The sequence below is a fragment of the Chloroflexota bacterium genome (assembly GCA_014360805.1).
Classification (GTDB): Bacteria; Chloroflexota; Anaerolineae; order DTLA01; family DTLA01; genus DTLA01.
This window is the reverse complement of record JACIWU010000044.1, coordinates 23,073-29,125: the sequence shown is the minus strand read 5'-3', so window position 1 is coordinate 29,125 and position 6,053 is coordinate 23,073. Positions and strand designations below refer to the sequence as shown.

At 63.9% G+C, this 6,053-nt stretch carries 6 protein-coding genes; all 6 read left to right on the top strand.

The genetic code is table 11. From position 1 onward, the window contains the following. The coding region (locus tag H5T65_08885) for a response regulator transcription factor (GenBank protein MBC7259350.1) at positions 1-771 on the top strand (771 nt) is incomplete at its 5' end. 173 nt (positions 772-944) lie between these two features. Further along, on the top strand, positions 945-1,499 hold the full coding sequence (locus tag H5T65_08880) for a 4Fe-4S dicluster domain-containing protein (GenBank protein MBC7259349.1): 555 nt from the start codon (positions 945-947) through the stop codon (positions 1,497-1,499). A 5-nt stretch (positions 1,500-1,504) separates the two neighbouring features. Next, positions 1,505-3,460 (top strand): aldehyde ferredoxin oxidoreductase family protein, encoded by a 1,956-nt coding sequence (locus H5T65_08875; protein ID MBC7259348.1) that lies wholly within the window; start codon positions 1,505-1,507, stop codon positions 3,458-3,460. Further along, positions 3,453-3,764, top strand: a complete 312-nt coding sequence (locus H5T65_08870) for a MoaD/ThiS family protein (protein MBC7259347.1) — start codon at positions 3,453-3,455, stop codon at positions 3,762-3,764. The genes H5T65_08875 and H5T65_08870 overlap by 8 nt, the downstream gene beginning before the upstream one ends. 60 nt (positions 3,765-3,824) lie before the next feature. Beyond that, positions 3,825-5,117 carry a DUF2088 domain-containing protein gene (locus H5T65_08865; GenBank protein MBC7259346.1) on the top strand — a complete coding sequence of 431 codons (1,293 nt, stop codon included), beginning with the start codon at positions 3,825-3,827 and terminating at the stop codon, positions 5,115-5,117. A 24-nt stretch (positions 5,118-5,141) separates the two neighbouring features. Continuing rightward, positions 5,142-6,026: a cytosolic protein gene (locus H5T65_08860; GenBank protein MBC7259345.1), complete on the top strand. Its 885-nt coding sequence runs from the start codon at positions 5,142-5,144 to the stop codon at positions 6,024-6,026. Positions 6,027-6,053: the final 27 nt, after the last annotated feature.

Sequence of the window (6,053 nt, the reverse complement as noted above, 5' to 3'; positions counted from 1 at the left end):
GACGAAGCGACGCCGCGGATGGCCATCACGCGGGCGTTGAATCTGATGGGGTACAAGGCCGACGCCGCGGCATCAGGCGCGCAGGCGCTGGAACGGCTGGCGGAGGCGCCCTATGATCTCATGCTTCTGGACCTGCGCATGCCCGGGCTGGATGGCGTGGAGGTCATGAAGCGCGTGCGCGAGGAATGTCCCGACACGCTCATCATCATCCTGACCGCCCATGCGACACTGGAAAGCGCGGTGGTCGCCGTCAAGTCTGGCGCGACAGACTACCTGCTGAAGCCGTGCAGCATCCGCGAAATCGGCGAGGCGGTGGCCCGCGCCCTGCAACAGCGCCACGAACGGCTGCGGCGCCAGCATCTGATTCGCGTGATGGCGGATGCGCTGTCGGCTCTGCAGGATGAGGAGAGCGCCGCCAGCCCTCCAGCCGACACGGGGGTGGAGCGGTTCATCCGAGCCGGCGGGCTTACGCTGGATCAGGCGAAAGGGCTTCTGCTTGTGGCGGCGAGGGATGGCAGGGAGGCCCGCACCGTGGCGCTGACGGGCAATGAGATGGCGCTGATGGCCCAGTTCCTGCGCAATCCCGACACGGTGTTCTCGTGCCGCCGCCTGGCCAAAGCGGCGCTTGGATACGATGTGCCCGAACGGGAGGCCGCCGAGATCATCCGCCCGCACATCTCGCGGCTGAGGCGCAAGATAGAGCCGGATCCGGCGAGGCCGAGCCTGATTCGCACCATTCGCGGCAAAGGATACCTGTACTCGCCTTCATAGCCCTCTGTTTGCCACTGTATCGCAGTTCCAACACAGCGGCCCTCGCCATGGCGCAACGTTGTTGCAATGCAACTACAACGTTGTATAGCCGGTTTTTGTGTTATGATGATAGAAACAGCGTGTTTCCACTTTGTGTCCCTCTCTGCAGCCAAATCCAATTTGGAGAGAATCTCATGGCAAAGAAGAAGCGGATTGTTTATACCAATCGCCCGTGGGAGGCGACGGGGATTTGCAGCGGGTGTCATCTGTGCGAATTGTACTGCTCTCTTCAGCACGTTGGGGCTTTCAACCCCTACCGGGCGCGGATTCGGGTTGCTGAACTGTCCACCGGCGTGGATGTGCCGGTTACCTGCCAGCAGTGCCAGGATCCCGCCTGCCAGGCGGCTTGCAAATTTGACGCCATCGTGCTGAACAAGAAACTGCAGATCGTCGTCGTGGACGAGGCGAAATGCACCTCGTGCGGGGCGTGCGTGGGGGCCTGCCCCTATGGCATCATCACGCTGGATCCGGTTACGAACAAGGCGATCAAGTGCGACCTGTGCGGCGGGGAATCGCCGGCATGTGTGGACATCTGTCCGTCGCATGTGCTGGACGCGCTGACCGACGAGGAGGTATCCGAGCACAATCGCCTGCGCTTTGCGGCGCTGCTGGCCGCGAGCGACGAGTTGCGACGCAACACCCCCAGCGGCGAGGGGCCAGTCCTGAAACGACTTGAGAAGAGGGGGTAGGCATCATGGCGAAGAAGAACTCGTATGCGGGCAAGATTCTGCGGGTGGATTTGAGCACCGGAGCCATTACGACGCAGGAACTGGGCCCCGAATATACGGATTTGTTCCTGGGGGGGCGCGGCATCGCGTCCAAGATTCTCTACGAGGAGGTTCCACCCGAGGTGGAGCCTTTTGACCCCGCGAACAGGCTGATTTTCTCACCCGGCGCCCTCATCGGGACGGGGGTGCCCGCGGCCAGTCGCACGACGGTTGCCGCGCGGTCGCCGCTGACGAACATGCACGGCGATGGCCACTCGGGCGCGTCATGGGGGGCGGAACTCAAGCGCGCGGGGTACGACGTGCTCATCTTCCAGGGCAAGGCCGAGAGGCCGGTGTACCTGTATGTTGACAACGACACGGTTGAGATTCGCGACGCGAGCCACCTGCGGGGTCAGTTCACGTCGGCGGTGCACAGTTGGGCGCGCACGACCTTCGGCGCCGATGTGTGCACAGTGAGCATCGGCCCGGCAGGCGAGAACCTGGTGCGGCTGGCCGGCGTGTACCACAACGGGGCCGACAAGGGCGTGAGCGCGCGGTGCGGCCTTGGTGCCGTGATGGGCTCCAAGAACCTGAAGGCCATCGTAACACGGGGCACCGGCGACATCGGCGTGGCCGACATCGCGGCGCTGAAGGCGGCGTACAAGGACTACCTGGATACCATCGCCGTGGACCCCTACGTGCCGCCGGCGACGAAGTACGGGACGTGCCGCTTCATGGGCCACCGCGTGAAGTTCGGTATCCACGGCGCGGAGAACTGGCGCTACGGCGCGTATCATTGGGAGACGCTGGATCCGGAGATTTTCCGCTCGGACTATCAGGTCAAGGCGGGGGCGTGCCTGGCGTGCCCGGTGCGCTGCCGCCGCGACTATCGGGTGCGCACAGGTCCCTACGCGGGCGTTACGGCCAAACTGGAATGGGAGACCATCGCCCGCTCCATGACGTGCGGCGTTACGAACCCAGAGGCGGTCATCGCCTGGTCCAATCAGTGCAACCACTACGGCCTGGACACCGAAGGCACGGGCGATACCATTGCCTTCGCCATGGAGTGCTTTGAAAACGGGATCTTGACCGAGAAGGAGACCGAGGGTCTCAGGCTGGAGTTTGGCAACGAGGCGGCCTGGCTGGAACTGACGCGGCGGATCGCGCTGCGGCAGGGCGAATTGGCCAACATTCTGGCGGAGGGCACCAAGCGGGCGGCGGCCAAGATCGGGCGGGGCAGCGAGCGTTTCGCCATGCACGTGAAGGGCGGCGAGATGACGGCAGGCGACCCGCGCGGGATGCCGGTTCGGGCGGTGTCCTACGCCACATCCACGCGCGGGAGCGATCACCTGCGCTCCAACCCGTACATTGAGGAGATCATGCGGCCCGAAGAGGCGCTCCAGTGGTTCGGCTCCGAGGAGGCGGCCGACATCAAGCAAGGGGTGCGCGGCAAGGGCAGGATGCTGAAGTTCAGCGAAGACTTCGTTACCATCGGCGACATCTTGGGCCTGTGCAAGTTCGCGTACTACCGTTCGGCCACGTTCCCGTACCTGTACCGCAAGGGCGTGCACCTGGCCACGCGATTCTACAACGCCTGCACGGGGCGCAACCTGAGCGAAGAAGAGATGCTCATGGCGGGCGAGCGCACGTTCAACGTGGAGAAGGCGTACAACACGCGGTGCGGTGCGACCCGCGCCGACGACGTGATCCCGCGGCGCTTCTTTGAGGAGCCGCTGCTGGGCGGAGGCCCGAGCGGCGGGGCCGTCGTTGACTTGGAGAAGTTTGACGCCATCCTGGACGAGTACTATGAGGACCGTCGGTGGGATCCCGACACGGGGCTGCCCACCCGCGCGGGCCTGGAACGGCTGGGGCTGAACGCCATCGCCGACGACCTGGAAGCCCGCGGCAAACTTCCGGTATCGGACTGCGGCAAGGTTGAGTGAGCAGCGACGCACGGTAAACCTGTCGGTTCACCTGTACCCGCCGCTCAACGGCACGGCGGGGCAGGATCGGGTGCAAGTTGCGCTGGAGGCGCCCGCGACGGTGGGCGATGTGCTGGACGCCCTGGTGGCGCGGTACGGGGCCGAGATGCGGCGCTACCTGTATGACGCGAGCGGGCACGTCGTACCGGCGTGGACGGCTTTCGTGGGCGATGCGCCGGTCCAGTTGAATCGCGACGAGGCGCTTCGGACGCCGGTTGGCGATGGGGACGAAATCGCGCTGATTCTGAACCTGGCCGGCGGATAACAATTCCATAGTATCCTCAATTGCGCACCGCAGCAGGTGCGAACGGAAAGGAGATGGACAATGGCAGTCATCCACGTTCCTTACGGCGTGAAGGGGGTTCTTGACCTGGAGGTGCCGGACAAGAATCTTGTCCTGAACACCGACGTGCCGTTTCCCGGCGAGATGCCAAACCTCAATGACGCCATCCTGGCGGCGCTGGAGAACCCGGTTGCCGGCCCGCCATTCTCCGAGCGCCTGCGCAAGGCGAACCGCGTTGTCATCCTCGTGGACAATTTTGCCCGCCTGACCCCCGCGTACAAACTTCTGCCGCCCATCCTGGAGAAGATCAAAGAAGCCGGCAAGTACGTGGAGATTCTCATTGCCAGCGGCGCGCTCCGCGAAATGAGCGAGAGCGAGTTGGAGCGCAAGTTGGGCAAGGAGATTCTGTCGTCGGGCATTCCCATAGTGGTGAGCAAGGCGCGCGAGACGTGGGACTTTGAGTTCGTGGGCGTTACCAGTTACGGGTCGCCCATCAGCGTGCACAAGCGGTTCCTAGCGGCGGACTTCCGGCTGGCGGTAACGATGACGCAGGCGACGCTGTGGGGCTACGGCGGCGGCGGGAGCATGATTCTGCCCGGCGTGAGTTCCTTTGAGACCATTGAGTGGCACCACCGCCTGATGACCTCGCCGACGATGAAAGTGGGGTACGAGCCGCCGCTCAACCGTTTCCGGGAGGACATTGAGGAGGCGATGGCGCTGGCGCGGCTGGATATGTCGCTGCTGGCCATCTTTAACCCCAAGATGGAACTGATAGACCTGACGGCGGGCGATACCCTGGCGGCGCACCGCGCCTCGGTCCAGAAGTACAACGCGCGCTACGCATTTGACCCCGCGAAGATTCCAGGCGGCGCGCTGGACGTGGGCATCAGCGGCTCGTTCCCGGGCGACCGCTTCTTCGCCCATGCGTGCTGGCCCATTGCCAACCTGGATCCGTTCGTGCGCGACGGCGGCACCATCATCGTGGCGACTCCGGTGCCCGGCGGGCTGGCCCACTACGCCTACGCCAAGGACTACATGCCGCCGACCAGGGATGCGATGCGCCGCCTGTACGACGACGTGTTCTACGGCAAGCAGGCCCTGTGGCACGCGTGCTTGTGGCTGCCGGTCATTGAGGTCATGGCGCGCAAGGAGGTTATCGTCGTTACCGAGCCGGAGCGCCTGCCTGACTTTGAGATCGTGAAGATACCGGCGGTTACTTCGCTGCAAGAGGCGTGGGAGCGCGTGAGGGACAAGTACGGGCCCGATGTGAAGGTGGGCCACTTCCCGTATGGCAAATGGATCGTTACCGGCAGGGGCGCCGACGGGAAACTCTAGGCGAATTCACGGTTGAGGAGCGCGATGCGCCTTCGGTTTGATGACAAGGTAATGGGGTTGTTGGAAGGGGCCATTGACCTGCACATTCACTCGGCCCCGGACGTGTATCCCCGCATTCTGAACGATGTGGAACTGGCCCAGCAGGCCAAGGAAATGGGGATGCGGGCGATACTGGTGAAGAACCACTTCGTGGAGACAGCCAGTCGGGCCCAGGTGGCGTCGGAGGTAGCGGGCTTTCCTGTGTTCGGCGGCATTGCCCTGAACCTGACGGTGGGCGGGCTGAACCCTCATGCTGTGGACGTGGCGCTGAAGTTGGGGGCGAAGGTGGTGTGGATGCCCACGCTCCACGCGCAGAAGTTCATTGAGAACAAGAGCCACGTGGCGAACCTGGCGGCGCAGTTGGGCGAGGACATCCAGGGAATCTTCATCCTCAAGCCGGACGGGAGCCTGAAGGACGAGGTGTATCCCATCCTGGACCTCATCGCGAAATGGGACGTGATGCTGGCGACGGGCCATATCACCATCCAGGAGGCGATGGTGCTTGTGCGGGCGGCGGCGGAGCGCGGCGTGCGCAAGATCGTCGTTACGCACCCGTGCGCCAGTTTCGTGGCCTACAGCGTGGAGGACATGAAGGCCATCCTGGACGCGGGGGCCACGTACCTGGAGCACGTGTACAACGACACGACGCGCCAGGTGGCCCACCCCATCAAGGTGGTGGATTTGTACAACGCCATCAAGGCTATCGGGCCGGCGCATTGCATCATGTCCACCGATTCGGGGCAGTGGCTCAATCCGGTGCCGGCGCAGCAGATGGGGATTTACATCAAAGATATGCTGAATCTGGGCCTGTCGGAGCGCGACATCCGCACGATGGTGGCCGACAATCCGGCGCGGGCGTTGGGCCTCTAGCCGGACGAGAAATACGAGACTGGGGGA

Excerpts from the sequence above, each read along its gene's own strand:
- H5T65_08860 (MBC7259345.1), top strand. The coding sequence starts at position 5,142 with ATGCGCCTTCGGTTTGATGACAAGGTAATGGGGTTGTTGGAAGGGGCC.
- H5T65_08865 (MBC7259346.1), top strand. The coding sequence starts at position 3,825 with ATGGCAGTCATCCACGTTCCTTACGGCGTGAAGGGGGTTCTTGACCTG.
- H5T65_08880 (MBC7259349.1), top strand. The coding sequence starts at position 945 with ATGGCAAAGAAGAAGCGGATTGTTTATACCAATCGCCCGTGGGAGGCG.
- H5T65_08875 (MBC7259348.1), top strand. The coding sequence starts at position 1,505 with ATGGCGAAGAAGAACTCGTATGCGGGCAAGATTCTGCGGGTGGATTTG.